At 70.6% G+C, this 24076-nt stretch carries 24 protein-coding genes and 1 pseudogene; 4 read left to right on the top strand and 21 right to left on the bottom strand.

The features are described 5' to 3' along the window. Nucleotides 1-2: 2 nt before the first annotated feature. The 14 genes from ABZO29_RS11950 to ABZO29_RS11885 all read right to left on the bottom strand — a co-directional run bounded on the left by ABZO29_RS11950 (nucleotide 3) and on the right by ABZO29_RS11885 (nucleotide 14080). Nucleotides 3-914 carry an ABC transporter permease gene (locus ABZO29_RS11950; RefSeq protein WP_367320148.1) on the bottom strand — a complete coding sequence of 304 codons (912 nt, stop codon included), beginning with the start codon at nucleotides 912-914 and terminating at the stop codon, nucleotides 3-5. Next, the gene (locus ABZO29_RS11945; protein WP_367320147.1) at nucleotides 901-1689 is read right to left on the bottom strand and encodes an ABC transporter ATP-binding protein; all 789 of its coding nucleotides are present in this window, start codon (nucleotides 1687-1689) and stop codon (nucleotides 901-903) included. Before ABZO29_RS11945 ends, ABZO29_RS11950 begins: the two co-directional genes overlap by 14 nt. A gap of 35 nt (nucleotides 1690-1724) precedes the next feature. Then, nucleotides 1725-2831, bottom strand: a complete 1107-nt coding sequence (locus ABZO29_RS11940; RefSeq protein ID WP_367320146.1) for an aliphatic sulfonate ABC transporter substrate-binding protein — start codon at nucleotides 2829-2831, stop codon at nucleotides 1725-1727. Between the two features lie 250 nt (nucleotides 2832-3081). Next, nucleotides 3082-4416, bottom strand: a complete 1335-nt coding sequence (locus ABZO29_RS11935) for a sulfate adenylyltransferase subunit 1 (protein WP_367320145.1) — start codon at nucleotides 4414-4416, stop codon at nucleotides 3082-3084. Nucleotides 4417-4418: 2 nt separating this feature from the next. Continuing rightward, on the bottom strand, nucleotides 4419-5357 hold the full coding sequence (cysD, locus tag ABZO29_RS11930) for a sulfate adenylyltransferase subunit CysD (protein ID WP_367320144.1): 939 nt from the start codon (nucleotides 5355-5357) through the stop codon (nucleotides 4419-4421). Beyond that, nucleotides 5354-5890 (bottom strand): adenylyl-sulfate kinase, encoded by a 537-nt coding sequence (cysC, locus tag ABZO29_RS11925; protein WP_367320143.1) that lies wholly within the window; start codon nucleotides 5888-5890, stop codon nucleotides 5354-5356. Before cysC ends, cysD begins: the two co-directional genes overlap by 4 nt. Nucleotides 5891-5916: 26 nt before the next feature. After that, on the bottom strand, nucleotides 5917-6627 hold the full coding sequence (locus ABZO29_RS11920) for a phosphoadenylyl-sulfate reductase (protein WP_367320142.1): 711 nt from the start codon (nucleotides 6625-6627) through the stop codon (nucleotides 5917-5919). Continuing rightward, nucleotides 6624-6803 (bottom strand): hypothetical protein, encoded by a 180-nt coding sequence (locus tag ABZO29_RS11915; RefSeq protein WP_367320141.1) that lies wholly within the window; start codon nucleotides 6801-6803, stop codon nucleotides 6624-6626. Before ABZO29_RS11915 ends, ABZO29_RS11920 begins: the two co-directional genes overlap by 4 nt. Next, nucleotides 6800-8497, bottom strand: coding sequence for a nitrite/sulfite reductase (locus tag ABZO29_RS11910; protein ID WP_367320140.1), 1698 nt, complete (start codon nucleotides 8495-8497; stop codon nucleotides 6800-6802). Before ABZO29_RS11910 ends, ABZO29_RS11915 begins: the two co-directional genes overlap by 4 nt. A 126-nt stretch (nucleotides 8498-8623) precedes the next feature. Further along, nucleotides 8624-8707, bottom strand: a complete 84-nt coding sequence (locus tag ABZO29_RS11905) for a putative leader peptide (protein ID WP_309486338.1) — start codon at nucleotides 8705-8707, stop codon at nucleotides 8624-8626. A 127-nt stretch (nucleotides 8708-8834) separates the two neighbouring features. Next, nucleotides 8835-9407, bottom strand: a complete 573-nt coding sequence (locus ABZO29_RS11900) for a GNAT family N-acetyltransferase (RefSeq protein WP_367320139.1) — start codon at nucleotides 9405-9407, stop codon at nucleotides 8835-8837. Nucleotides 9408-9424: 17 nt separating this feature from the next. Beyond that, on the bottom strand, nucleotides 9425-10717 hold the full coding sequence (locus ABZO29_RS11895) for a hypothetical protein (protein WP_367320138.1): 1293 nt from the start codon (nucleotides 10715-10717) through the stop codon (nucleotides 9425-9427). Nucleotides 10718-10869: 152 nt separating this feature from the next. Further along, entirely contained in the window at nucleotides 10870-12159 is a 1290-nt protein-coding gene (locus ABZO29_RS11890; RefSeq protein ID WP_367320137.1) for a GAF domain-containing protein, read from the bottom strand. 286 nt (nucleotides 12160-12445) lie between these two features. Continuing rightward, entirely contained in the window at nucleotides 12446-14080 is a 1635-nt protein-coding gene (locus tag ABZO29_RS11885; protein ID WP_367320136.1) for an acyl-CoA dehydrogenase family protein, read from the bottom strand. A gap of 299 nt (nucleotides 14081-14379) precedes the next feature. Between ABZO29_RS11885 and ABZO29_RS11880 the strand changes: the two genes are divergently transcribed. After that, nucleotides 14380-15537: a YihY/virulence factor BrkB family protein gene (locus tag ABZO29_RS11880; protein ID WP_367320135.1), complete on the top strand. Its 1158-nt coding sequence runs from the start codon at nucleotides 14380-14382 to the stop codon at nucleotides 15535-15537. Between the two features lie 7 nt (nucleotides 15538-15544). Here the strand turns inward: ABZO29_RS11880 and ABZO29_RS11875 are convergent, their stop codons facing one another. Next, a complete protein-coding gene (locus tag ABZO29_RS11875) occupies nucleotides 15545-16381 on the bottom strand; it encodes an SDR family oxidoreductase (protein WP_367320134.1) in 837 nt (278 codons plus the stop codon). A gap of 97 nt (nucleotides 16382-16478) precedes the next feature. Here ABZO29_RS11875 and ABZO29_RS11870 point away from each other — a divergent pair, with 97 nt between their 5' ends. Further along, the gene (locus tag ABZO29_RS11870) at nucleotides 16479-17159 is read left to right on the top strand and encodes a helix-turn-helix domain-containing protein (RefSeq protein WP_367320133.1); all 681 of its coding nucleotides are present in this window, start codon (nucleotides 16479-16481) and stop codon (nucleotides 17157-17159) included. On the opposite strand, the gene ABZO29_RS11865 is transcribed toward ABZO29_RS11870, so the two are convergent. Together ABZO29_RS11865 and ABZO29_RS11860 are read right to left on the bottom strand one after the other, a co-directional pair. After that, complete coding sequence (locus tag ABZO29_RS11865; protein WP_367320132.1) at nucleotides 17148-17543, bottom strand: VOC family protein; 396 nt, start codon at nucleotides 17541-17543, stop codon at nucleotides 17148-17150. The two genes, ABZO29_RS11870 and ABZO29_RS11865, sit on opposite strands and share 12 nt — an antisense overlap. A gap of 62 nt (nucleotides 17544-17605) precedes the next feature. After that, nucleotides 17606-18238, bottom strand: coding sequence for a VOC family protein (locus ABZO29_RS11860; RefSeq protein WP_367320131.1), 633 nt, complete (start codon nucleotides 18236-18238; stop codon nucleotides 17606-17608). A gap of 56 nt (nucleotides 18239-18294) precedes the next feature. Between ABZO29_RS11860 and ABZO29_RS11855 the strand changes: the two are divergent. Together ABZO29_RS11855 and ABZO29_RS11850 are read left to right on the top strand one after the other, a co-directional pair. After that, nucleotides 18295-18498: pseudogene (locus ABZO29_RS11855) on the top strand (carbonic anhydrase); the annotation flags it as partial. Between the two features lie 248 nt (nucleotides 18499-18746). Further along, on the top strand, nucleotides 18747-19259 hold the full coding sequence (locus ABZO29_RS11850) for a hypothetical protein (protein WP_367320130.1): 513 nt from the start codon (nucleotides 18747-18749) through the stop codon (nucleotides 19257-19259). Nucleotides 19260-19447: 188 nt separating this feature from the next. Here the strand turns inward: ABZO29_RS11850 and ABZO29_RS11845 are convergent, their stop codons facing one another. The 4 genes from ABZO29_RS11845 to ABZO29_RS11830 all read right to left on the bottom strand — a co-directional run bounded on the left by ABZO29_RS11845 (nucleotide 19448) and on the right by ABZO29_RS11830 (nucleotide 24070). After that, nucleotides 19448-20494 carry a LacI family DNA-binding transcriptional regulator gene (locus tag ABZO29_RS11845; RefSeq protein ID WP_367320129.1) on the bottom strand — a complete coding sequence of 349 codons (1047 nt, stop codon included), beginning with the start codon at nucleotides 20492-20494 and terminating at the stop codon, nucleotides 19448-19450. A gap of 185 nt (nucleotides 20495-20679) precedes the next feature. Continuing rightward, the gene (locus ABZO29_RS11840) at nucleotides 20680-22272 is read right to left on the bottom strand and encodes a family 43 glycosylhydrolase (protein WP_367320128.1); all 1593 of its coding nucleotides are present in this window, start codon (nucleotides 22270-22272) and stop codon (nucleotides 20680-20682) included. Then, nucleotides 22269-23183 carry a carbohydrate ABC transporter permease gene (locus tag ABZO29_RS11835; RefSeq protein WP_367320127.1) on the bottom strand — a complete coding sequence of 305 codons (915 nt, stop codon included), beginning with the start codon at nucleotides 23181-23183 and terminating at the stop codon, nucleotides 22269-22271. The genes ABZO29_RS11840 and ABZO29_RS11835 overlap by 4 nt, the downstream gene beginning before the upstream one ends. Next, nucleotides 23183-24070, bottom strand: a complete 888-nt coding sequence (locus tag ABZO29_RS11830) for a carbohydrate ABC transporter permease (protein WP_367320126.1) — start codon at nucleotides 24068-24070, stop codon at nucleotides 23183-23185. The genes ABZO29_RS11835 and ABZO29_RS11830 overlap by 1 nt, the downstream gene beginning before the upstream one ends. Nucleotides 24071-24076: the final 6 nt, after the last annotated feature.

Below are 24076 nucleotides of genomic sequence, written 5' to 3'. Positions count from 1 at the left end.
GGTCAGCCCTTCACCAGCAGTCCGCGGCTGCGCAGCACCCACCGCTCCAGCGGGCTGAAGATCAGCAGGTCGATCGCGATGCCGACGAACAGGATCAGGATGATGGCCTCGAACACCATGGCCATGGAACTGGCGTTGCGTCCGTTCTCGAGGAGCGCGCCCAGGCCGATGCCCAGGTCGGGCGAGGAGGCGATGATCTCCGCCGCCATCAGCGAGCGCCAGGAGAAGGCCCAGCCCTGCTTCAGACCGGCCAGGTAGCCCGGCAGCGCGGCCGGCATCACGATGTGCCAGGCGCCCTTCAGGCCCGTCGCGCCCATCGTGCGGCCCGCCCGCAGGAACAGCGGCGGCACCTGGTCGATGCCGGAGACCAGACCGTTGGCGATGGACGGGACCGCGCCGAGCAGGATCACCGCGTACATCATCGAGTTGTTCAGGCCCAGCCAGATCACGGCCGGCGGCACCCACGCCACCGACGGCAGCGACTGCAGACCGGACAGGATCGGGCCGATGGCCGCGCGCACGAACTTCACGCGGGCCACCAGCAGCCCCAGCGGGGTGCCGATGGCGAGCGCGAACAGGAAGCCGAGCAGACCGCGCGAGATGCTGGTCCAGATGTAGCCGAAGAACTTGCCCTCCAGCCAGGCGTCCCTGAACTCGTTCCCCACGTCGGCGGGCGAGGGCAGCTTCGTCGGGTCGTCGACGACCTTCAGCGAGATCAGCGCCTGCCAGACGACCAGCACCACGGCGACGGCGACGATCGGCGGCAGGATCTTGGTCCGGAAGGTCACATGGAAGGGCGTACGGCCCGTGGTCGAGGTCTCCAGCGCGTCGAGGCCCGCCTCCAGGCCGTCAAGTCCGGCGCTGTCCTTGGCGGGCGCGTCCGCCGTCGTGCCGGTGGTCTCAGTGCTGGCCATGACGGCGGATCTCCCCACGCAGTACATCGGTGATCTCGAGCGAGAGTGCGGCCACCGGGGCGGCCTCGATGCGGCGCGGCTGCGGTATGTCCACCGTCCACTCGCGCGCCACGCGGCCCGGCCGGGAGGACAGCAGTACGACGCGCTGGGCGAGCCGCACGGCCTCGCGCACGTTGTGCGTGACGAAGAGGACCGACAGGCCCGTCTCCTCCCAGATCCGGGTCAGCTCGTCGTGCAGCACGTCCCGGGTGATGGCGTCGAGCGCGGCGAACGGCTCGTCCATCAGCAGCAGCCGGCTGTCCTGGGCGAGCGCGCGGGCCAGCGCCACACGCTGCCGCATACCGCCGGACAGCTCGTGCACCCGCTTGCCGTACGACCCCTTCAGCCGGACCAGCTCGAGCAGTTCCTCGGCGCGGCCGCGCCGTTCGTTCTTCGGAACTCCCCTGAGCTTCAGGGCGAGTTCGATGTTCTTGCCCGCGGTCAGCCACGGGAAGAGGGCGTGCTCCTGGAACATCAGGGCCGGACGCCCGTTGGTGCTGATGGTGCCCGTGGTGGGCCTGTCGAGGCCCGCCACCAGGTTCAGCAGGGTGGACTTGCCACAGCCCGAGGCCCCCAGGAGGGTGACGAACTCGCCCGGCGCGACATCCAGCGTGATGTCGTCGAGGACGAGCTGCTGCCCGGCGGGCCCGGCGAAGGACTTCGAGACATGCTCGATACGTGCGGCGTGCTCCACCGACGCAGCGCCTTCGGCGGCCTTGGCGAGGGCGGTTGCCATGGTCGTCACCTCCTGGGAACTCTCGGGATTCGGGGTTACTCGACGCCGAGACCGGCGTCGTCGACGGTGCCTTCGCCCGCGGCCTTCAGGACCTTGTTCAGGATCGTCAGGTCGTAGATGCCGTCCAGCTTCGGGTTCTCGAGCAGACCCGCCTTGACGGCGTGCTCCGCCTCGGTGTTGAGGGTGGAGGCCAGCGGGTCGTCGGTGAACTGGATGGACTTCCACGCCGGGTCCAGGACCTCGGCCGGCAGGGCCTTGCCCGAGTCGGTCTTCAGCTGCGCGTTCGCCGCGGCCTTCGCCTCGTCCGGGTTGGCGTTGATCCACTTGTTGGTCTCGGCCGAGGCCTTCAGCACGGCCTGGACGGCCTTCGGGTGCTCCGTGAGGAACTTCTGCGACACGATGATGTTCGTGATCACGAACTTCTTGTCGGGCCACAGGGAGGCCTCGTCGAGCAGCACCTTCGCGCCCTCGGCGACCAGCTTGGACGCGGTCGGCTCCGGCACCCAGGCGCCGTCGACGGAACCGGACTTGTAGGCGTCCGGGGTGACCTTGTTGTCGGTGCGGACCACCGACACGTCGCCCTTGCCGCTCTCCGCGTCGACCTTCCAGCCCTGCTCCGCGATCCAGTTGAGGAACGCCACGTCCTGCGTGTTGCCGAGCTGCGGGGTGGCGATCTTCTTGCCCTTGACGTCCGCCAGGGTCTTGATCTTCTTCGGGTTGACGACGAGCTTCACACCGCCGGACGCCGAACCGCCGATGATGCGCAGGCTCTTGCCGTCGGACTTGGTGTAGCCGTTGATCGCCGGGGACGGGCCGATCCAGCCGATGTCGATGGACCCGGAGTTCAGCGCCTCGATCTCCGAGGGACCGGCGTTGAAGACCTGGTACTTCGCCTCGGTCGCGCCGAGCGCCTTCTGGAAATAGCCCTTGTTCACGCCGACGAGCGCGGTGCCGTGGGTCAGGTTGCCGAAGTAGCCGATCTTGACGGAGTCGAGACCGTCGATCTTCTGGGCTCCGGCGGCGACCTTGTGGGCGGCCGAGCCGTCGTCGGCCTTTGAGCCGTAGCCGCAGGCGGCGAGCGTCAGCACAGGGAGCGCGGCGACGACCGCGAAGGTGCGGCGCAGGACGGGAGTGGCAGGCACGGGAGGCTTTCCTCTCGTTGGCCCGGCGGTCACGGTCTTTTCAGGTCGTGGCCGGGAGGTCGGCAGGTCTTCGTCTACGGCGGTGGGGGGCGAGGGCGCGCAGGCAGTGCGCGTACGTCAGCGCACACATCGCGGCACTCCGCCCTGCCCGCTGCCGAGGGCGCCTCCCCCAGACTTCGTCCGGGGGGACCCCCAGCCGACACGGCCGCCCTCCTTCGCGAACGTCGCGTAGTAGTCGGTGGAGTTCATGTCAGAAGTCCCACCCGTCGTCCTCGGCCTCGTCCTTGACGGGCTCCGGGGACGCGAACGACTCGCCGACCATGCCCGCGGTGAGCGTGGTGCCGTCGGCCGGGTCGATCAGGATGAACGAGCCGGTGCGGCGCGAGTCGGCGTAGGAGTCGACCGGCAGCGGCTCGGCGGTGCGGATCTTCACCCGGCCGATGTCGTTGGCGACGAGCTGTCCCGGATGCGGGTGCAGGGACAGGTCGTCGAGCGTGAGACGGGACGGGATGTCCTTCACGATCGCCTTGACCGTGCGGGTGCCGTGCTTGAGCAGCACCCGGTGACCGACGGTCAGCGGCTGGTCGGCCACATGGCAGACCGTCGCCTCGATGTCCTGCGTGGTCGCCGGGGCGTCCTTGCTGGGCACGATGAGGTCGCCGCGCGAGATGTCGATGTCGTCCTCCAGCAGGACGGTCACCGACTGCGTGGTCCAGGCGACGTCGACCGGCTTGCCGAGCAGATCGATGCCGGAGATCTTCGTCGTACGGCCGGACGGCAGGACCATGACCTGCTCGCCGACCCGGAAGGAACCGGCCGCGATCTGGCCCGCGTACCCCCGGTAGTCCGGGTGCTCGGCGCTCTGCGGCCGGATCACGTACTGCACGGGCAGCCGGGCGTGGCAGTGGCTCAGGTCGTGCGTGACCGGGACCGTCTCCAGGTGCTCGAGCACCGTGGGACCGCCGTACCAGTCCATGTTCGCGGACGGCTCCACGACGTTGTCGCCGGCGAGCGCGGAGATCGGGATCGCGGTGACCTCGGGGACGCCCAGTTCGATCGCGTACGCCGTGAACTCCTCGGCGATCGCGGCGAACACGGACTCCTGGTAGTCGACCAGGTCCATCTTGTTGACGGCGAGCACCACGTGCGGCACCCGCAGCAGCGCGGCGATCGCGGCGTGCCGGCGGGTCTGCTCGACGACGCCGTTGCGGGCGTCCACCAGGATCACCGTCAGCTCGGCCGTCGACGCGCCGGTGACCATGTTCCGTGTGTACTGCACATGGCCCGGCGTGTCGGCCAGGATGAACCGGCGGCGCGCGGTCGCGAAGTAGCGGTAGGCCACGTCGATGGTGATGCCCTGCTCGCGCTCGGCACGCAGGCCGTCCGTCAGCAGCGCGAGGTCGGGACCCTCCTGGCCGCGACTGGCGGACGCGCGCTCCACGGCCTCCAGCTGGTCGGTGAGCACCGACTTGGAGTCGTGCAGCAGCCGGCCGACGAGCGTGGACTTGCCGTCGTCGACGGAGCCCGCGGTGGCGAACCGCAGCAGGGTGGTGGCCGAGAGTTCCTCGGTCGTCGTCGTGCTCATGCTTAGAAGTACCCCTCGCGCTTGCGGTCTTCCATCGCGGCCTCGGAGAGCTTGTCGTCGGCGCGGGTCGCGCCGCGCTCGGTGAGCCGGGAGGCGGCGATCTCGGCGATGACCTGGTCCAGCGTCACCGCGTCGGAGTCGACGGCGCCCGTGCAGGACATGTCACCGACGGTCCGGTAACGGATGAGGCGCTTCTCGACGGTCTCGCCGTCCTTCGGCCCGCCCCACTCACCGGCGGTCAGCCACATGCCGCCCCGCTGGAAGACCTCGCGCTCGTGCGCGTAGTAGATCTCCGGCAGCTCGATGCCCTCGCGGGCGATGTACTGCCAGACGTCCAGCTCGGTCCAGTTGGACAGCGGGAACACACGCACGTGCTCGCCGGGCGCGTGCCGCCCGTTGTACAGGTTCCACAGCTCCGGGCGCTGGCGCCGCGGGTCCCACTGGGAGAACTCGTCCCGCAGGGAGAACACCCGCTCCTTGGCGCGGGCCTTCTCCTCGTCCCGCCGCCCGCCGCCGAACACGGCGTCGAACTTCTCGCTCTGGATCTTCTCCGTCAGCGGAAGGGTCTGGAGCGGGTTCCGGGTCCCGTCGGGGCGTTCACGCAGTACACCCCGGTCGATGTAGTCCTGAACGGAGGCCACGTGCAGCCGCAGGTTGTGCCGGGCGACCGTGCGGTCCCGGTACTCGATGACCTCGGGGAAGTTGTGCCCGGTGTCGACGTGCAGCAGCGAGAAGGGGACCGCCGCCGGGGCGAACGCCTTCAGCGCGAGGTGCAGCATGACGATGGAGTCCTTGCCGCCGGAGAACAGGATCACCGGGTTCTCGAACTCGCCCGCGACCTCGCGGAAGATGTGCACCCCCTCGGACTCCAGCGCGTCCAGGTGCGAGAGGGCGTACGGAGAGTCCGTACCCTCCTCCACGGTCGCCACGGTCGTCGTCATGCCAGTCCCCTTTCGCTGAGCAGGGCGTACACCGACGCCGCGGACTCCTGCACGGTCTGGTCCTGGGACTCGATGCGCAGGTCGGGCGACTCGGGCTCCTCGTACGGGTCGTCGACCCCGGTGAGCCCCTTGAGCTCACCCGCGGCCTGCTTGGCGTACAGGCCCTTCACATCGCGTACGGAGCACACCTCGACCGGAGTGGCGACGTGCACCTCGAGGTACGCGGTGCCGCCCTCCTGGTGCCGCTTGCGCACGGCCTCCCGGCTGTCCGCGTACGGCGCGATCACCGGCACGAGAGCCTTGACGCCGTTGCGCGCGAGCAGTTCGGCGAGGAAGCCGATGCGCTGCACGTTGGTGTGACGGTCCTCGCGGCTGAAGCCGAGGCCCGCCGAGATGAACTCGCGGATCTCGTCGCCGTCGAGCACCTCGACGAGGTGGCCCTCCTCGCGCAGCCGGCCGGCCAGCTGGTACGCGATGGTGGTCTTGCCGGCGCTCGGCAGACCCGTGAGCCAGACGGTGGCTCCGGTCGTCACGTGTGTCTCCTGTGTCTGTGTCATGGTCAGCCGTGCAGCCCGCACTCGGTCTTGGCACGGCCCGCCCAGCGGCCGGCGCGCGCGTCCTCGCCCTCCAGGACCCGCCGGGTGCAGGGGGCGCAGCCGACGGAGGCGTAGCCGTCCATCAGCAGCGGGTTGGTGAGTACGCCGTGTTCGGCGACGTACGCGTCCACGTCGTCCTGGGTCCAGCGGGCGATCGGGGAGATCTTGACCTTCCGGCGCTTCTCGTCCCAGCCGACGACCGGGGTGTTCGCCCGGGTCGGGGACTCGTCTCGGCGCAGCCCGGTCGCCCAGGCCCGGTAGCTCTTCAGGCCCTCCTCCAGCGGCTGCACCTTGCGGAGCTTGCAGCAGAGGTCGGGGTCGCGGTCGTGCAGCTTGGGCCCGTACTCGGCGTCCTGCTCGGCGACCGTCTGGCGCGGGGTGAGCGTGATGACGTTGACGTCCATCACGGCCTCGACCGCGTCCCGGGTGCCGATGGTCTCGGGGAAGTGGTAGCCGGTGTCGAGGAATACCACGTCCACGCCCTTGAGGACGCGGGAGGCCAGATGGGCGACCACAGCGTCCTCCATGGAGGAGGTCACGCAGAAGCCCTTGCCGAAGGTGTCCACCGCCCACTGGAGGATCTCCAGCGCGGAGGCGTCCTCCAGGTCGCGCCCGGCCTGTTCGGCGAGGGCCTTCAACTCCTCTTCCGTACGCTCTTCCTGAGCCGTCGTCATATCTGTTCCCCTCCGGAGTCGGCTCGCTGAACCCCCCGGGCAAGCAGCCCGAGGAACTTCAGCTGGAATGCGCGGTTGCATGCCGCGCATTCCCAGGCGCCGTGGCCCTGCTCGTTGGGACGCAGGTCCTCGTCGCCGCAGTAGGGGCAGTAGAAGGGGGCGGCCCGTTCGCTCACGACAGGGCCTCCTCAGAAGCTCGCGCAGCCCATGTGGCGAACCGCTCGCCGTCCTCGCGCTCCGCCTGGAACCGCTTGAGCACGCGCTCGACGTAGTCCGGCAGCTCCTCGGAGGTGACCTTCAGGCCACGCACCTTGCGACCGAACCCGGCCTCCAGACCGAGCGCGCCGCCCAGATGCACCTGGAAGCCCTCGACCTGCTCACCGTTGTCGTCGAGGACGAGCTGGCCCTTGAGACCGATGTCCGCGACCTGGATACGGGCGCAGGCGTTCGGGCAGCCGTTGATGTTGATGGTGATCGGCTCGTCGAAGTCCGGGATACGGCGCTCGAGTTCGTCGATCAGCGTGATGCCGCGCTGCTTGGTCTCGACGATGGCGAGCTTGCAGAACTCGATGCCGGTGCAGGCCATGGTGCCGCGCCGGAAGGGGGAGGGCTTCGTGGTCAGGTCCAGCGCCTCCAGGCCGTCGACCAGCGACTCGACCTGCGCCTCCTCGACATCGAGCACGATCATCTTCTGCTCGACCGTCGTACGGACCCGGCCCGAGCCGTGCGCCTCCGCCAGATCGGCGATCTTCGTCAGCGTGGTGCCGTCGACACGGCCGACGCGCGGGGCGAAACCGACGTAGAACCGGCCGTCCTGCTGCCGGTGCACACCGACGTGGTCCCGCCAGCGCTCCACGGGCTGGGCGGGCGCGGGGCCGTCGGTCAGCTTGCGCCCCAGGTACTCGTCCTCCAGCACCTGGCGGAACTTCTCCGCCCCCCAGTCGGCGACCAGGAACTTCAGGCGGGCGCGGGTGCGCAGCCGCCGGTAGCCGTAGTCGCGGAAGATGGAGATGACGCCCTCGTAGACGTCCGGGACCTCGTCCAGCGGGACCCAGGCGCCGAGCCGGACACCGATCTTCGGGTTGGTGGACAGGCCGCCGCCGACCCACAGGTCGAAGCCGGGGCCGTGCTCGGGGTGGTTGACGCCGACGAAGGCGATGTCGTTGATCTCGTGCGCCACATCGAGCAGCGGCGAGCCGGAGATCGCGGACTTGAACTTGCGGGGCAGGTTGGAGAACGCCTTGTTGCCGACGATCCGGCGGTGGATCTCCTCGACGGCCGGGGTGCCGTCGATGACCTCGTCCTCGGCGATGCCGGCGACGGGGGAGCCGAGGATCACACGGGGCGTGTCGCCGCAGGCCTCGGTGGTGGACAGACCGACCGCCTCGAGCCGGTCCCAGATCTCGGGCACGTCCTCGATCCGGATCCAGTGGTACTGGACGTTCTGCCGGTCCGTGATGTCCGCGGTGCCGCGCGCGAACTCCTGGGAGATCTCGCCGATGACGCGCAGCTGCTGCGTGGTCAGCCGGCCGCCGTCGATGCGGACGCGCAGCATGAAGTGCTCGTCGTCCAGCTCCTCCGGCTCCAGGATCGCGGTCTTGCCGCCATCGATCCCGGGCTTGCGCTGGGTGTACAGGCCCCACCAACGCATACGGCCGCGCAGGTCGTTGGGGTCGATCGAGTCGAAGCCCCGCTTGGAGTAGATCGTCTCAATGCGTGTCCGCACATTGAGACCGTCGTCGTCCTTCTTGAACTGTTCGTTGCCGTTGAGCGGGGTGAAGTGACCCGCGGCCCACTGACCCTCGCCACGGTGACGGCTCACCTTGCGGCGGGGAGTCGCGGCGGCAGGGTTCTGCGGGGTGGCGGCCATGGTGGATACGTCCTTCGGGACAGGCGGGAAGCGGCTCTGACCTGCGTGTACGGGCGCGTGGGCATACGTGCGCGTCACTGCGCAGGCGAGAGAGAGGTCGGGAATGTCGGCGGTGCTGTGGGCTCGTCAGCTCGCCGGACAGATGGCGCTGGACATGCGGCCGAGGTCGACGTGCCGCCGACTCACCAAGGCAATTCCAGTTCCAGACATGACGGAAGCGTGTCACGGCGATCTGGACACAGTCCAGCTTCGTCCATCATGTGGACACCCTTGTCCCGAGATGCGAGACGGGAGTGTCTTCGGTCACATGCGCCGCACGTGGCCTTGTCCGCGCAGGTCAGGCAGGGTAGGCCCCGGGCCAGGGTCCTGGGGTGGCCATGTGCGGCTCCTCCTCGACCTTGGTGTCGAACAGCCGGAATCCCCGGCGCAGGTAGTTGTCCATCGCGTGCTCGCCGTCCTTGCTGCAGGTGTGCAGCCACACCCGCTTCGTCTGCGCCAGCCCCGGCCAGCGGTCCGCGAGGTCCCAGGCGCGTGCGGCGCCGTACGAGAGCAGGTGTCCGCCGATCCGTCGTCCGCGGAAGGCCGGGATCAGCCCGAAGTAGGCGACCTCCACCACGCCGTCGTCCTGCGGCTCCAGTTCCACGTACCCCGCGGGCGTGCCCCGGTCGTGGGCCACCCATGTCTCCACGCCCGGTCGGTCCAGGTGTTCCCGCCACTGCGCGTACGTCCAGCCCAGCCGGTCGATCCAGAGGATGTCCCCGCCCACGGAGGCGTACAGAAAGCGGCTGAACTCCGGCGAGGGGAGCTCGGAGCGGACAATCCGGACATCTCCCTCGGGTGCGGCGGCAGGAAGGAGATCGGTCGGGGCGGTCTGTTCCAGGGACCAGGTGGTCACGGGGATGTGGCTCATGACGGCCAGGGAATCATCTACTCCGCTGATCTGTCGATCGAGGCCAGCGGCAGCGCGAACAGCACCCGTCCCGACTGGGCCCACACCTCGCCGGTCTCCTGCCAGTACGACAGGGACTCCGTCTGGCCGCTCCAGCAGCTGTGCGACTTCCCGGAGCCGCACTCCGGGGCCTGCGACCCCTCCGTGTCCTGTCGCCACAACGTCCCGTTGACGTCCTGCCCCTCGGCGGCAAGGCTGACGTACCACCGTGATCCGTACGACAGCACGCCCCGGATGCCGTCCGCCCGCGTCTCGTACGCCTCGGCGGCCTTCACGGTCCCGGTCGAGTCGGTGGCGAGGAGGCCGGAGCGGCCGGGGGCGGTGCTGAAGGAGTAGCGCCACAGGCGGGCCGTCCGGTCGCCGTCCTCCAGGGTCCACTCGCTCGCGGCGAGGCTGTCGGGTGCCGTGCCGCGGTCGAGGGAGATGCTGCCGGGGTGCGGGGCGCCCTCGCCGCCGGTCAGCCGGTAGGAGCCGACGGCGGGCAGGACGTACCGGTAGCCGTGCGCCGACCAGCCGCCACGCACCCGGCCGACCGCCTCGCCGGTCACGGTGGCCCGCTGCACACGGTTCATGTCGTAGACGTACAGCGCGGCGCTGTCCCCTTCGTCGGCGGTGACCAGCAGTTTGTCCTCGTACCAGACCATTCCGGAGAGGTGCGAGGTCAGTCCCCGGTAGTCGCGTCCGCCGTCGACCGGGACGACGAGGAGCACCCAGGAGTAGGTGGGACGGTTCGGGTCGTTCGCGTCGACGAAGGCGACCCGGGCGAGGTCGCGGTCGGCCGGGTCGCCGCCACTGCGGCTCCAGCCGGAGAGGATCACGCGGTTCCGGCCCCAGCGCCCGTCGTCGTCCGCGTCACCGGAGGTGGTGACCGCGCCGGGCCGCCAGCCCCGGGTGTCGGCGGCGTCCCAGCAGTAGGCGCTGGTGGCCACAGGGGTGGCCGGCAGCGCCCGGCGCTCGCCGGCCGTGCACTGGATCGCGTCACGCAGTTCGTGGTCGGCGCCGTCGAGGACGGCCGAGACGCCGACGGGCCGGCCCATCCCGGCGGCGAGCCGGTCGAGGGAGGACTTCGGCACCAGGTCCTCCGTGAGCCGCAGTCGCGCGGTCTCGTCCGGCGACGTGAGCGGCTTCAGGGCTCCGGGGCTGTCGGGGACCGTGGCCTGGGAGGCGCTGATCATGGTGGCGGCGGCGGTGAGCGCGACGGCGGTTCCGGCCAGGAAGGCGCGCAGCGCTCTGCCCCGTCTGCGTCGGCGATGTCGGCCACGTTGCTTCATTGATCCTCCCGAGCGGGCCAACTGCGCCTGATGATCCGTACGTTGACCGAGGAGCAGGTGGGGTGGCCCGTAGAGGGGATGCTACGGCAGGAAGTGGCCGTCTCGTACGAAGAACCTCGCAAATATGCGGAAGATGCCACCGCGTGAACCAATTACGGCATGCCGCTGGAACCCCGTCCCGCGGCCACCGCGGGCGCGGTCGAGTGCGGCAGCAGGTCGCGCGGGTCGTCCGGGAGGAGCACCTCGATCTCCGCGTCTTCGCAGAAACGATACGGCCGGTGTTCCAGGAAAGCACCGAGATACCGCCGGACCCGCGACATCTCGGCCCGCACCGTCACCGTACGGGCCGGATCGCCGAACATGTCCTCGGCCAGGCCCGAAGCGCTGCGGCCGGTGCGGTGCACCGCGAGGAGGTAGAGCAATTCGGCGTGCCGGGGGCTCAGTTCGTGGGACCAGTCGCCCGCCGGACCCGAGACCGTCACCGACCAGCGGCGCGGCCGGCTCAGGTCGAGGACGACACGGGTGACGCCGTGCGGCACTGGTTCGTCGGCGGCCCGCACCAGCCAGCCCCCGGCCAGCGGTTCCACCGTGCACAGCCCGAGCGCGGGCAGCCACCGGCGGCCCGGCGCGAGCGACTTGGGCAGCGCGAGCCGGTTCGTGTACGGCATGCCCGTCACCGCCGCGGTCCAGCCGTTGCGGTCCACCACCAGGGCCCGGCCGCCGAGCCGGGCGAGGGCCGGCGCCGCCACGGCACGCAGCTGCTCCAGCGAGGTCAGATGCAGCTCGCGCAGCCGGGCCTCGGCGAGCTTGGCCACCGAGTCGACCCAGGCGAGCGTCGCCGGATGCATCGTCTCCAGTGGGCCGCTGACGTCCACCACGCCGAGCAGCCGCCCGTCCCGCGGGTCGGTGAGCGGGGCGCCCGTGCAGGTCCAGGAGCCCTGCGACCGTGCGAAGTGCTCCGAGGCGAAGACCTGCACGGGACGGCGCACCACCGCCGTGGTGCCCACGCCGTTGGTGCCGACGACGTCCTCGCGCCAGTCGGCGCCCAGTTCAAAGCCGACCCCGTCGGCCTTGCGCAGCACGGCGGACGAGCCCTCACGCCACAGCACCCGGCCGTCCCCGTCGGTCACCACCATGATGTGGTGGGCGACGTCCGCGACCGACAGCAGCCCCTCCCGCAGCACCGGCATCATGTGCCGCAGCGGGGACTCCTCCCGGCGCTGCCGCACCTCGTCCGTACTGAGCAGCCCCGACCGGAAGTCGTGCTCGGGATCGACGCCGCCGCGCATCATCCGCCCCCAGGACTGCTGGATCACCGGGCGGGGGGCGACGCGGGCCCGCTGGCCGGCGAGCGTGGCGTCGCGCACCTCGCTGAGCACCCGCGCCGCCCGCGCCGCGTCCGCGGCGGCGAGTTGCGTCACGTTGATCGGCGGGTTCGCCACTGGACCTCCATGGAAGCGCGTACCGGCAATCGCTTGCCGCTACCATCCGGCCGACGGTTTCCAGCCCGGCCGTGCGTCACATCTTGCCGTCCGCCGGGGACCGGAGAACACAGTCCGGACACAGAGACCAGCAAGTTGCAACCCCTTGCAACCCTGGTGGAGATCCGAATGGTCATTGAAACTTGTCCTACGCCGTCCCGAGCGGCGTTTCTGGCCTCGCAGGGCCAACCTGGCGGGGGTGGTGCCGTGTCGGCGCAGCACCACCCCCGCAACCTGTTCCCGCAGGTCAGGACTGCGGACGCGCCCGCTCCACCACCGACTGCAGATCCAGGGTGTGCGGCAGCGTCCCGAAGGCCGCACCCCCGTCCCCGCCCAGGCGCGAGGCACAGAACGCATCGGCGACCGCCGGGGGCGCGTGGCGCACGAGGAGCGCCCCCTGGAGCACCAGTGCAAGCCGTTCCGCAAGCCGTCGGGCCCGCCCCTCGACGCCCTCCAGATCGGCCAGTTCCGTCAGCAGGTTCTTGATCGCCCCGTCCAGCCGGTGGTCGGCGCCCCGTGCCTCACCGATCTCCTGCAGACAGGCGTTGAGCGCGAGCGGCTCGCGTCGCAGGGCCCGCAGCACGTCCAGCGCCTGGACGTTGCCGGCCCCCTCCCAGATCGAGTTCAGCGGCGACTCGCGCACCAGCCGGGGCATCCCGGACTCCTCGACGTACCCGTTGCCGCCCAGGCACTCCGCAGCCTCCACCGCCACCGGCGCACAGCGCTTGGTCACCCAGTACTTGGCCGCCGGGACGGCGATCCGCAGGAACGCCGTCTCCTGCTCGCCCCCGTCGTCACAGGCAGCGGCGAGCCGCAGCGCGAGGGTGGTCGCCGCCTCCGACTCCAGCGCGAGATCGGCCAGAACATTGCGCATCAGCGGCTTGTCGAGAAGGCGCCCGCCGAACGCCTCGCGGTGGGCACAGTGGTGCACCGCCTGCACGACCGCCTGCCGCATCAGCCCCGCCGACCCCAGCACACAGTCCAGCCGGGTCGCCGCGACCATCCCGATGATGGTCCGCACGCCGCGCCCCTCCTCGCCGACCCGGCGCGCCCAGGTGCCGTCGAACTCGACCTCGCTGGAGGCGTTCGACCGGTTGCCCAGCTTGTCCTTCAGCCGCTGGATGAGGAACGTGTTGCGCGTCCCGTCCCCCAGCACACGCGGCACCAGGAAACAGGTCAGCCCGTCGGGCGCCTGGGCGAGCACGAGGAACCCGTCCGACATGGGCGCGGAGCAGAACCACTTGTGCCCGGTCAGCGCGTACGTCCCGTCCTCGGCGAGCGGGACGGCGACCGTCGTGTTGGCCCGCACGTCGCTGCCGCCCTGCTTCTCGGTCATGCCCATCCCGAAGAGCGCTCCCGCCTTCAGGTGGGCGGGCCGCAGCTCACGGTCGTAGATCGTGGACGTCAGCCTCGGCTCCCACTCGGCGGCCAGCGCCGGGTCGGTGCGCAGGGCGGGCACGGCGGCGTGGGTCATCGACAGCGGACAGCCGTTGCCGGCCTCGACCTGCGTCCAGACCAGGAACCCGGCCGCCCGCCGCACATGACCGCCGGGCCGGGCCCACGCCGCGGTCAGACCCGCCGCGACGCCCTTGCCCAGCAGCCGGTGCCAGGCCGGATGGAAGTCGACCTCGTCGACACGGTGGCCGTAGCGGTCGTACGTACGCAGCCTCGGTGGGTTCTCGTTGGCCTGCGCCCCCCACTCCTGCAGTTGCGCCGAACCGGCCGACCGCCCGAGCGCCGACAGCTCGGCGCGCGCCTCGTCGAGCAGTTCCGGCGCCAGGTGCCGTTCGACCGCCGCGACCAGGGCGCGGTCGGCGGTGAAGACGTCGTACCCGACGAGCGGCGGGGGCTGGTTGCTCACGGTGTGCGTGCTGCCTGCCATACAGCCGAACCTACCCCGGGGTAGGGCGGTCATGGCTGGCCCGACACAGCGGGCCTGTCCGGCGGATCAAGTAGCAGGGGAGCGGCGGCATCTGTTCAGCGCGGGTGAGCGGGGCGATGGGGGTGCCCCCGCGCGAGGTTGTTCGAGCGTGGGGGAGCGTCCGGCTGCAAGGCGGAGGAGGGCGTGCCACGCTCCGCGTCTGCGGCGTGAGCCGCCGGACAGGCCCTGGGCCGGGCGGCCCGGGGACAACCGTCCCACCAGGGATGAGTGCCGAGTCTCCCGGCGGATACCTTTAGGACGTGCAGCCAGTGAGTCAGTCACCCGAGTCACCCGAGAGCAATCCGGGCCGGCTCCACCGGGCGCGTGCCCTCTACCGGAACGTCTCCAAGCGCAGGACCGCCTGGCTGCTTCTGAAGGACACCGTCAATTCCTGCATCGAGTACCGCATCCTGGGCCTCGCGGCCGAGGCGGCCTTCTTCACCCTGCTGTCCGTGCCGCCGCTGCTGCTGAGCCTCATCGGCCTGCTCGGCTACGTCGACGACTGGACCGGCACCGACAGCATCAGCAGCCTGGAGGCCAACCTCCTGGAGGCCTCGCGGACGGTCCTGTCGGACAAGGGGGTCCGCCAGATCGCGCAGCCGATTCTGGACGACGTGATGAAGGGCGGCCGACCCGACGTCATCTCCATCGGCTTCCTCTTCGCCCTGTGGTCCGGGTCGCGCGCGGTGAACGTCTTCATCGACACCATCACCGTCATGTACGGCCTCGACGGCGTCCGGGGCATCGTCAAGACGCGACTGGTGGCGTTCCTGCTGTTCATCGGGGCGCTGCTGATCGGTTCGATCGCGCTGCCGCTGATGGTCGCGGGCCCGGACGCGGTGGTGCGGATCCTGCCGTGGTCGACGACGGTCGTCCAGGTCCTGTACTGGCCCGTGGTGATCGTCCTGTCCATCGCCTTCCTCACCACGCTCTACCACGTCTCCGTCCCCGTCCGTTCCCCCTGGATCGAGGACGTGCCCGGAGCCCTCGTCGCCCTCGGCATGTGGGTGCTCGGCAGCTTCCTCCTCCGCATCTACCTGACGAACACCATCGAGGGTGCGACGATCTACGGCTCGCTGGCCGCCGCCGTCGCCGTACTGCTGTGGATCGGTGTGTCCGCGTTCGCCGTCCTGGTCGGCGCGGCGGTGAACGCGGCGATCGACCGCGTCTGGCCGGCCGCCGCGACGGCCGCGGCGCGCGAGGCCAACGAACGGCTCCGCGAGGAGGAGGCCGCGGAGTACGTCGCCCGCATGGCCGCGATCCGCTCCCACGACGACCCCGACGACCCCGACATGCCCTCCGAGTTCCCCGAACGCTGGTCCCGCTTCCTTCCACCGGAGGACGTGACGGGCCGGTTCCGGACCCATGCGAAGAGTTCACCGAAGGGGGGCGGGGAGGAGGAGCCGCCCGAGCAGTGAGGGCGCGTCACGCCTTCCAGACCCCTGCGGCCGCGGCCTCCCTCGCGAACTCCCGGAAGTCCCGTGGCTCACGCCCCAGCACCTCCTGCACCCCGTCCGAGAGGTACGCGTTGCGCCCGTCCAGCAGCGACTCGAACAGCTCGACCAGGAACTCGACCTCCTCGGCCGGCACCCCGAACCCGGCCAGGTTCTCCCCGTGCTGAACCGCCGACACCGGCGTGTACATCAGCTCACGCCCCGCCGCCTCACCGATCTCCGCCACCGCTTCCCCCCAGGTCAGCAGCCGCGGCCCCGACACGGCCAGCGACTGCCCCACATACCGGTCGCCTGCGGTCAGCGCGGCCACCACGACCTCCGCGACGTCCCGCAGGTCGACGAACGGCTCGCGCGCGTCCCCGCCCGGGAACACCAACTCCCCGCTCTGCCGCAGCCCCTCCACCAGCGGCCCCTCGCTGAAGTTCTGCGCGAACCACGCGGCCCGTACGACCGTCCAGTCCGCCCCCGACTCCCGCAGCGCCTCCTCCGTCGGCCGCGCCCGCTCCTCGCCCCGCGACGACAGCAGCACCAGCCGCCGTACGCCCAGCGAGACCGCCTCATGGGCGAGCAGCCCCACCCCGCGGGCCGCGTCCGGTGCGCCGACGTCCGACGGGTACACCAGGTACGCCGCGTCGGCGCCCCGCAGGGTCTGCGCCCACGTCGACCGGTCCCGCCAGTCGAAGCCCTGCGCCCGCGTGGCCGCCCGCACGCTCAGCCCCGCGGCCTCGGCGGCCTGCGCCACCCGGCTCCCCGTACGACCGGACGCGCCGGTCACCACCACCGTCATGTTCTGCGCGTTCTTCGTCATGCTCCAAGTGAACTCCCGCACACCTCGGGCGCCCATCACTGAACGGCTCATTCCCGTGAACCGGACATCGGGCGCCCCCCGGCGTAACGTGGCGTACGTGTACGCGGAACGCCCGTCCCGTCTCCCCGGCGCCGTCGTATGGACGAACACCCCGTCCGCCCCGGGCGCCGGCCCCGTCCTCCCCGACGGGTGCATGGACCTCCTGTGGAACGAGGGACGCCTGCTGATCGCCGGCCCGGACACGCGCGCATACGACACCGGGGGCCCGCCGACCCACTGGGCGGGCGTCCGCTTCTCTCCCGGCACCGCGCCTGCCCTCCTCCGCGTACCGGCCCAGGACCTGCGCGACCAGCGGGCGGAACTGACCGACCTGTGGCCGGCCGCGGAGGTACGCCGCCTGCGCGCCCGGGTCGAGGCGGCGGGCCACCCCGCGACGGGACTCGAGGAGGCCGCGCTGCACCTGGCGGCCCGCACCGCCCCGCCCGACCCCCTGCTGCGGCGCCTTGTCACGGCCCTCGAGGCGGGCCGCCCGGTCGCCGCGATCGCTGACGAACTCGGTGTCGGCGCACGCCAGTTGCACCGCCGCTCACTGACCGCCTTCGGCTACGGCCCCAAGACGCTGGCGCGCATCCTGCGGATGCAGCGTGCCCTCGCCCTGGCCAGGGACGGCGTCCCCCTCGCGGACACGGCGATTCGCGCCGGCTACGCGGACCAGGCCCATCTGTCCCGGGACGTACGGGAGTTGACGGGCACAACACCGGGGCAACTACTGCGCTAGCGGCGCGAACAGGTCGACCCCGTTGCCGTCCGGGTCGTGCAGGACGGCGTACCGCTGCCCCCAGAAGGCGTCCCAGGGCTTGAGCTCACCGTGGTACCCGGCGCCCACCAGCTCCTCGTACACCGCGTCGACCTCGCCGGGCCCGTCGCAGCGCAGCGCAAGCGCGGCCCGCCCGCTTCCGGACGGCGCCCGCCACCCCGCGTGGAACGAACGGACCGTGTCCTCTGTGTCCAGCAACAGCCGGATCCCACCCGGCAGTTCGGCCTCGACGTGCGGCTCCTGCTCGGCCCCCTCGGGAAGGGCGAACCCGAGCCGACGGTAGAAGGCGACGGAGGCGGCCATGTCGGAGACGACCAGGCCGATGGCATCGAATCGTGGAGTCATACGACCACCGTAGGCAGCCCTGGGACGACCGGTCTTGAAGGAATCGGACACTCCTGGTCGACTCACTCGAAGGTCACGGACCCCCGGGGCGTGTCCAACGTGAAGGTGAACCCCACCGGCCCCTCGGTCAGGGCCAGTTCCGCGTCGACGGCGGACAGCAGTGGGCGGATCTCGTCCGGGTCGGGGGTGCTCGCGGACAGCTCCAGCAGGGGAGTGACGGGCAGTCCCGACGCGGTCGGATGGACCGAGGAACCCCAGTCGATCAGGAAGGGCACCAGCCCGGAGGGATGCGCGGTGTCGCCGTCGGTCAGGCGCCATTCAAGTAGGGTGCCGTCGGGCCGGCGGCGCTTCATCGGGCGTACGTCGCCCGGATCGTAGCCCCGGGCCCGCGCCGCCGCGATCGCCGCGTCCAGGTCCGGCGGGCTGATCGCCCAGGTCACCGTCCGGGCCGAGGCCACTGCGTCGACGTCGAACGGGCGCGGGCCGGACGGTTCGGCCTGCTCCGGATCCGGGCCGATGATCTCCAGATAGCCCGTGCCGCCAAGGCCGACCAGGTAGTTGCGCGTACCGAGCCCGACATGCACGCCACCGGGCGCCGGCGCCACGCCGGTGCGCCGGGTGAACTCGGCGACCGTCGCCGCCAGATCGGGGGTCGCGAGAACGAGGTGGTCGAGGAGTGCCGGAATCGTGTTCATCGCGGCCGAGGCTACGCGCACACTGCCCGGAAGGACCCCGAAAAGACGCGGCCCTCCTCAGCCGCCGGATCAGCCCGGCCGTCGACCGTGGCAAGGAGGGCGACGCGCGCGTCGACGCGACGATCGACGCCAACATACGGCTGCTCCGGTCGCGGCTCGCTGCGGAGCCCGATCTCGCCGCCAAGGTGGACTCGGGCGCGCTGGCCATCGTCGGCGCCCGCTACGAACTGACCACCCAGCGGGTGCACCGCATCAGCTGAACCTCGCAGCCGCAGAAGGCGCCGCGGCGGACAGCCACCGCGGCCGCCTCAGAGGCAGGGCAACAGCATTCTGCCCGGGTGGGGAATCCCCCCGGACCGAGCCACCACTACGGAGCCCGGATTCCATCCGACGCGGGCAGGGCTCATTGGTCGGCGATGAAACCGTGCAGGCAGTCCGAGGGTCTGCCCTTGAGGGGGCCAAACGGTGCACTGTGCTGTCACCGCGGATCGGCAGAAGTGGGGGAACGGTGAACCTGAACGTTGTGACGTTGCTGGTTTCGGTGATCGCGTTGGTCACCTCGGCCTGGTTGGCGTGGAGTCAGCTCACGTCATCCCGGAAGTCGACCGTGCTGGCGATGATCCTGGAGGGGTTCAGGGACACGCGGGGCGACGACTACCTCGAAGCAGTCGAGTACGTTCTGTACCGGCTGACAGTCGAACATCCACAGCCCATCGCATATCAGCAGCTCCCAGAGGAGAGCAGGCGGTACATCCAACGTGTCGGTCTCTTCTACAACGACCTCGGCAAGCTGGTCGTGCACGGTCTTGTCGATGAATCCCTGATCATCGGCGCCTACGGCGGGAGCCTGCTGCGGGCTTGGAACCTGCTCGCTCCCTATGTCTATCTGGAGCGCGAAGAGCACCAGCGGAATCCCATGCGCTACTTCGAGGACCTGGCTTGGCGGGTTTCTTCCCGGCACCCGGAGGCCGTCTACCGGGAGTTGGGACTGCACATGCTCCCGCCGGCGAACGTGCGTTGAGCGTGGCGTTGGCGGGCCCACTTTCGTGGGCGCTTTGGAGTTCCGGAACGGACAGACAGTGGTGGAGCTGACGAAGCCCTGGCCAATGGGCACGCGAAACAGCGGGCACTGGTCGTCTTGGACCTGGCGACCGGCCATCCTGCTGCTGGGAGAGCCAGCCATCATGCCATGGTCGGCGGCGGCCGTGCTCAGGAAACGGCCGGCGGCGCCGTGCTCGCCCGCTCCACCAGCCGAGTCGACAGCTCCGTACGCGTCCCTTCGGGGCGCTCCCCGTCCATCATCCGCACCAGGATCCGCAGGGCCGTCGCCGCCATCTCCCCCAGCGGCTGGCGCACGGTGGTCAGGGCGGGGGAGGCCCAGCGGGCCTCCGGCAGGTCGTCGAAGCCTATGACGCTGATGTCGTCCGGGACCCGCAACCCCCGCTCGGCCAGGGCCTCGTAGACGCCGAGAGCCATCCGGTCCGAGCAGACGAAGACGGCCGTCGGCGGCTCGGGCAGGTCGAGGAGTTCGCCCATGCGGCGCCGGGCGACCGCCTCGTCGAACCCGCCGTGGCGGACGTACTCGGGGCGGTGGAGGAGTCCGGCCGAGGCGAGTGCCGAGCGGTAGCCGGCGACCCGTGCGTTGCTGCACATCTTGCGCCGATGGCCGGCGACGACGGCGATGCGTTTGTGTCCGAGGGACAGCAGGTGCTCGGTCGCGGTGACCCCGCCCTGCCAGTTCGCCGCGCCCACCGACACCACGCCGGGCGGTGGTTCGAGGACCGGGTCGATCATGACGAAGGGGATGCGGTGCTGGTCCAGCCAGGAGTACTGGGACTCGGTCAGCTCGGCCAGGTTGAACAGCACACCGGAGGAGCCGCGGACGGTGAGCTTGTCCAGCCAGCCGCGCTGCGGGCGGCTGCCCCGGGTGCGGGACAGGGCGGCCGAGACGACCACGTCCAGGCCGGCGTCGTGCGCCGCCTCCTCCACGCCGTGCAGCACCGCGCCGGACCAGGAGCTGTCCAGGGAGTGCACGACGAGGTCCACCAGCCGGGGCGGCTTCGCCGCGTCGAACCTGGGTCTGCGGACGTAGCCGAGCCGGTCCAGCGCCTCCGTGACCCGGCGGCGCGTCTCGGGCGCCACGTCCTCGCGGCCGTTGACCACCTTGGACGCCGTCGGCACGGACACCCCGGCCTCGCGGGCCACGACCGCCAGCGTCGGTCCGGCCGTCACGCTCGCACTCCCCGTACGGACCATCGGGAACCACCTCTCCGGCCCGCCCGAGGGCCAGCGAAAGCTCGACCAGCGCCGCATCGGGGCCGGTGGCGGGACCCACCGACCTCTAGAAAGCGCTTGCTATCCTAGGCGTGCCCCAACCCGTCGTGAAGACACCGGACTCCACAGGATCTTGGGGCGTGCATCACGGGATCCGGGCGGGCACGTCACTCGGACGGCGTGCACGTCAGCCGGAAGTCACGGAAGTCGGCCGTGAAGGACGCGTCGACGAGATCCCGGGCGTGGATGCCGGCCATCGCACCGGTGAAGCGCAGCCGGGAGCCGTGGTCGTCGGACAGCCGGCTGAAGTCGAGAGGCGGGCCGACGGGCGTTCGGGCCCCGTCCCGCACGTACCAGAACCGCGCCTCGGCACCGTCGGTCGTCACCCCCAGCGTGACCGGCACACCCGGATCGACCTCCACGACCGCGACCTGCCGCGCACCCTCCTCGTCCCGCTCCACCAGGCTGAGGACCGTACGTCCTTGCCCCCGCCACTGCTGCCCCCGCTGCCCCTCGCCCTCCGGCTCGGCCCAGGTCAGGTCGACGCCGAGGTACCCCCCGGCGTCGTACCGGAGCACCAGACCGGCGGCCTGGGTGAAGGTGAACGGCCGTGCCTCGACGGTGACTTCGACCTCCGCGCGATGCTCGGTGATGCGCTGCGCGAGCAGACTGTGCTCCCAGCGCGACTCGGGTCCGTGCCTGCCGCGCAGCCGGATCCAGCCGGGGCGGCTCGTCGTGTCGGCCCAGGACGGGTCGGCGTATCCGCGCAGGGTGCTCCAGGGCCAGCCCAACGGCCCCTCGTCGGCGGCCGGTCGAGCGGACCGGGCCGGCGTGGCCACGTCGACCTCGACCGCCGGGTGATGGCCGCCTTGGCGCAGCCTGGGCCAGCCGTCCGCGTCCCACGTCACCGCCTGCACGGCCGTCTCCCGGCCGAGGGTGCAGCGCGGTCCGTGCGGGGTGTGCAGCGGACGGGCCGTCAGATGGCTGAGCACCCACTGCCCCTGCGGGGTTTCGACCAGCTCTCCGTGTCCGGCCTTCTGCAGCGGTACGGAGGGGTCGTCACGGGTGGTCAGCAGGGGACGGTCGTCGAGCTCGTACGGGCCGGTGAGCTTCCGGCTGCGCGCGACCCGGACCCCGTGCTCGAAGCCGGTGCCGCCCTCCGCGAGCACGAGGACGTACCAGCCGTCGCGGTACAGCAACTTCGGTCCCTCGATGAGCCGTTCGTGCTGCAGCAGCAGATGCGTGCCGCCGACCGGGGCGAGTGTCTCGCGGTCCAGTTCGGTCAGCACGATCCCGGCGAAGCGCCGCCCGCCGGGACGGTGGTCGTTCTGCAGGTTGGCGAGCCACAGCCGGCCCTCGTGGTGGAAGAGGGCGGGGTCGAAGCCGTGGCTCGCGACGCGGCGCGGGGGCGTCCACTTGCCGGCCACGTCGGTGGCCGTGGAGATGTACGTGTCCAGGTCGAAGTACGGCGTGCCGACCGACCGTACGACCGCGTAGACCACCCAGAAGCGCTCCCCGTCCCAGCTCAGCGACGGCGCCCAGATGCCGCCCGAGTCCGGCACCCCGGCCAGCGAGTCGCCGGGGACCGCGCCGCGCACATGACCCGCGTACTCCCAGTGGGCCAGGTCCCGCGAACGGTGCACCGGGATCGTCGGGAACCACTCGAAGGAACTGGTCGCCACGTAGTACCAGTCACCCGCCCGGACCAGGGAGGGGTCCGGGGCGAAGCCGCGGACGACGGGGTTGCGCAGCACGGTCACTTGAGCGCTCCCAGCGTGACGCCCGTCCGCCAGTAGCGACGCATCGCCACCATCATGATCGCCATCGGGATGATGGACAGCAGCGCGCCGGTGAGCACCAGGCTGGTCACGTCGACACCGGACTCCATCTTCTTGCCGGTCCAGTTGTAGAGCCCCAGGTTGAGGGTCCAGTTCTCCTCGCCGCGCAGCACGGTCAGCGGGAGGAAGAACGCGTTCCAGGTGTTGACGAAGGCGAGCAGGAACACCGTGGCGCCGCCCGTGGTCATCATCCGCAGCACGATGCTGAAGAAGATGCGCAGCTCTCCGGCGCCGTCGATGCGGGCCGCCTCCAGCAGCTCGAACGGGATCGTGGACTCGGTGTAGACCTTGGCCAGATACACGCTGAACGGGTTGATCAGGCAGGGGATGAGCATTGCCCAGGGCGTGTCCACCAGGCCGATCCTCGAGAACAGCAGGTACAGCGGCAGGGTCAGCAGGGCGAGCGGGATCAGGAACGAGCCCACGACACACGCGAACACCACGCCCCGCCCGGGGAAGTCGAAGCGGGCCAGGCCGTACCCGGTGGCGAGGGCGACGAGGGTGCCGCCGAGGGAGCCGACTCCCGCGTACAGGAAGGAGTTGGCGGTCCAGCGCAGGAAGATGCCGCCGTCGTACGTGAACACCTGGTGCAGGTTGTCCCACAGGTGCCAGCCGGAGAACCACATGCCGTTCGACTGGTACAACGCGACGCGGTCCTTGGTGGACGCCACGATCAGCCACCACACCGGGAACAGGCTGTAGACGCCGGCCAGCGTCAGCCCGATGAGCAGGAAACGCTGGCCGCCGCGCGAGCGCGTGGCCGGATCCGGACGGGTGCGCCGGCGGACCACCGGAGTCGCGGACTTCCCGGCCCGGTTCTCGGTGAGTGTCATCAGTCGACCTCCTTCGACGTCAGCCGGTAGAAGAGGAAGGAGGCGACGCCGAGGATGAGGGCGAGCAGCACCGACAGGGTCGCGGCGTAGTGGTAGTTGTTGGCGCTGAACGCCTGGCTGTAAATGATCATGATCGGCGTGAAGCTGTCGGTCACCGTCTGCGGGGTGACGTTCCGGAACAGCGCGGGCTCATTGAAGATCTGCAGCATCTGGATGATGGACAACAGACCGGTCAGCACCAGGGCCGCGCGGACGTACGGGATCTTGATGCTCAGGGCGATCCGCAGCTCGGAGGCACCGTCCAGCCGCGCCGCCTCGAACAGTTCGCGGGGCACACCCTGCAACGCGGCGTAGATGATCACCATGTTGTAGCCGATGCCGTGCCAGGTGAGCAGATTGCCGATGGAGGGCCAGACCATCGAGGGCGCGAAGAAGTCCCAGTGAAACCCGAAGAACTCGCCCAGGGGCGTCAGCGGTCCCACGAGCGGGCTGTACAGGTTGACCCACACGATGGCGGCGACAACCCCCGGAATCATGTAAGGGACGAGCAGCATGATCCGGAACCGGCCGGCCGCCCGTGCGGTGACCGCGTCCAGGAGCAGAGCGAGCACCAGGCTGATGCCGAGCATCACCGGGATCTGGACGCAGGCGAACAGGAACACCCGCAGGACGGAGCCGAGGAACGCCGAGTCGGTCAGGCCGCGCTGGTAGTTGTCGAGGCCGGCGAACTTCTCCGTGGCGCCGCCGCCAAGGCCCAGTCCGGACTGCTGCTCGACGAACAGCGACTGGTAGACGGCGTAGCCGATCGGCAGCACGTAGAGGAACAGGAAGCCAAGCTGGAAGGGCACCGTGAACGCGGCACCCTTCCAGCGCTGGGAGCGGATCATCTGCAG

The sequence above is a fragment of the Streptomyces sp. HUAS ZL42 genome (assembly GCF_040782645.1).
In the GTDB taxonomy this organism is placed as follows: domain Bacteria; phylum Actinomycetota; class Actinomycetes; order Streptomycetales; family Streptomycetaceae; genus Streptomyces.
Note: the sequence above shows the minus strand (reverse complement) of the source record. Positions and strands in the feature narration are given on the sequence as shown.

Excerpts from the sequence above, each read along its gene's own strand:
- ABZO29_RS11950 (WP_367320148.1), bottom strand. The coding sequence starts at position 914 with ATGGCCAGCACTGAGACCACCGGCACGACGGCGGACGCGCCCGCCAAG.
- ABZO29_RS11945 (WP_367320147.1), bottom strand. The coding sequence starts at position 1,689 with ATGGCAACCGCCCTCGCCAAGGCCGCCGAAGGCGCTGCGTCGGTGGAG.
- ABZO29_RS11935 (WP_367320145.1), bottom strand. The coding sequence starts at position 4,416 with ATGAGCACGACGACGACCGAGGAACTCTCGGCCACCACCCTGCTGCGG.
- cysD (WP_367320144.1), bottom strand. The coding sequence starts at position 5,357 with ATGACGACGACCGTGGCGACCGTGGAGGAGGGTACGGACTCTCCGTAC.
- ABZO29_RS11920 (WP_367320142.1), bottom strand. The coding sequence starts at position 6,627 with ATGACGACGGCTCAGGAAGAGCGTACGGAAGAGGAGTTGAAGGCCCTC.
- ABZO29_RS11910 (WP_367320140.1), bottom strand. The coding sequence starts at position 8,497 with ATGGCCGCCACCCCGCAGAACCCTGCCGCCGCGACTCCCCGCCGCAAG.
- ABZO29_RS11905 (WP_309486338.1), bottom strand. The coding sequence starts at position 8,707 with ATGTCTGGAACTGGAATTGCCTTGGTGAGTCGGCGGCACGTCGACCTC.
- ABZO29_RS11900 (WP_367320139.1), bottom strand. The coding sequence starts at position 9,407 with ATGAGCCACATCCCCGTGACCACCTGGTCCCTGGAACAGACCGCCCCG.
- ABZO29_RS11895 (WP_367320138.1), bottom strand. The coding sequence starts at position 10,717 with ATGAAGCAACGTGGCCGACATCGCCGACGCAGACGGGGCAGAGCGCTG.
- ABZO29_RS11885 (WP_367320136.1), bottom strand. The coding sequence starts at position 14,080 with ATGGCAGGCAGCACGCACACCGTGAGCAACCAGCCCCCGCCGCTCGTC.
- ABZO29_RS11875 (WP_367320134.1), bottom strand. The coding sequence starts at position 16,381 with ATGACGAAGAACGCGCAGAACATGACGGTGGTGGTGACCGGCGCGTCC.
- ABZO29_RS11865 (WP_367320132.1), bottom strand. The coding sequence starts at position 17,543 with ATGACTCCACGATTCGATGCCATCGGCCTGGTCGTCTCCGACATGGCC.
- ABZO29_RS11860 (WP_367320131.1), bottom strand. The coding sequence starts at position 18,238 with ATGAACACGATTCCGGCACTCCTCGACCACCTCGTTCTCGCGACCCCC.
- ABZO29_RS11845 (WP_367320129.1), bottom strand. The coding sequence starts at position 20,494 with ATGGTCCGTACGGGGAGTGCGAGCGTGACGGCCGGACCGACGCTGGCG.
- ABZO29_RS11835 (WP_367320127.1), bottom strand. The coding sequence starts at position 23,183 with ATGACACTCACCGAGAACCGGGCCGGGAAGTCCGCGACTCCGGTGGTC.
- ABZO29_RS11830 (WP_367320126.1), bottom strand. The coding sequence starts at position 24,070 with ATGATCCGCTCCCAGCGCTGGAAGGGTGCCGCGTTCACGGTGCCCTTC.